The sequence below is a fragment of the Intestinirhabdus alba genome (genome assembly GCF_009711095.1).
GTDB classification, from domain to species: domain Bacteria; phylum Pseudomonadota; class Gammaproteobacteria; order Enterobacterales; family Enterobacteriaceae; genus Intestinirhabdus; species Intestinirhabdus alba.
Genome location: NZ_WMJZ01000103.1, coordinates 1 through 1,500, shown reverse-complemented (window position 1 = coordinate 1,500; position 1,500 = coordinate 1). Strand labels below are relative to the sequence as shown.

The following is a 1,500-nucleotide window of genomic DNA, read 5'->3' as shown; positions in this document are numbered from 1 at the left end:
TTCCACCTCGATTTTCCAGATCGCCTCCATTCCCAGCTCCGGGTACGCCACGCACTCCAGGCTCCTGATACTCTGCTGCGCCAGCACCGCCGCCGGGCCGCCGATGCTGCCCAGGTAGAAGCCCCCGTGCCTGCGGCAGGCGTCGGTCACCTGCTGGCTGCGGTTGCCCTTCGCCAGCATGATCATGCTGCCGCCCTGGGACTGCAGCAGGTCGACGTAGGAGTCCATCCGACCGGCGGTGGTCGGCCCCAGCGAGCCGGAGGGGTAGCCTTCCGGGGTTTTCGCCGGCCCGGCGTAGTAAATCGGGTGATCCTTGATGTACTGCGGCAGCCCTTCCCCGGAATCAATGCGCTCCTTCAGCTTCGCGTGGGCGATATCGCGCCCGACGATGATGGTGCCACTCAGCGACAGCCGGGTGGAGACCGGGTACTGCGACAGCTGGGCGAGGATCGCCTTCATCGGCCGGTTAAGATCCACCTTGACCACCTCGCCCTCTCCCGCCTGGCGCAGGGATTCGGGAATGTACTGCTCCGGATTGTGCTCCAGCTTCTCGATCCAGATGCCGTGGCGGTTGATTTTGGCCTTAATGTTGCGATCCGCCGAGCAGGAGACGCCCATTCCCACCGGGCAGGAGGCACCGTGGCGCGGCAGGCGGATGACCCGCACGTCGTGGGCGAAATATTTGCCGCCGAACTGAGCGCCGAGGCCGAGCTTCTGGGCCTCCGCCAGCAGTTCGTTCTCCAGCGCCACGTCGCGAAACGCCTGGCCGTGCTCGTTGCCTTCGGTCGGCAGCGCGTCGTAATAATGGGTGCTGGCGAGCTTGACGGTCTTCAGGGTGCTCTCCGCCGAGGTGCCGCCAATGACAAAGGCGATGTGGTACGGCGGGCAGGCGGCGGTGCCGAGGGTGCGCATCTTTTCGACGAGGAAGTTTTTCAGCCTGTCGGGGGTGAGCAGCGCTTTGGTCTCCTGATACAGATACGTTTTGTTGGCGGAGCCGCCGCCCTTGGCGACGCAGAGGAATTTGTATTCGTCGCCGTCGACGCTGTAGAGATCGATCTGCGCCGGCAGGTTGCTGCCGGTGTTGACCTCTTTATACATATCCAGCGGCGCGTTCTGGGAGTAGCGCAGGTTGTCCTCAATGTAGGTGTTATAGACGCCGCGCGCCAGCGCCGCCTCATCGCCGCCGCCGGTCCAGACGCGCTGGCCCTTTTTCCCCATGATAATCGCCGTGCCGGTGTCCTGGCAGGTCGGCAGCACGCCCCTGGCGGCGATGGCGGAGTTTCTTAAGAACTGCAGCGCCACGTACCTGTCGTTTTCGCTGGCCTCCGGGTCGTGAAGGATCGCGGCCACCTGCTTCTGGTGGGCGGGACGGAGCATAAAGGAGGCGTCGTGGAAGGCCTGCTGCGCCAGCAGGGTCAGCGCCTGGGGTTCAACCTTCAGGATCTCCTGGCCGGCAAATTCAGCGACGCTGACGTGTTCGGAAGTCAGCAGATAGTATTC

1 protein-coding gene is annotated in these 1,500 nt (G+C 64.1%); it reads right to left on the bottom strand.

All coding sequences use genetic code 11. The features are described from left to right. Positions 1 to 1,500 (bottom strand): class I fumarate hydratase FumA (gene fumA, locus GJV78_RS22585; RefSeq protein ID WP_155110297.1); only part of this gene is annotated, 1,500 nt, incomplete at both ends.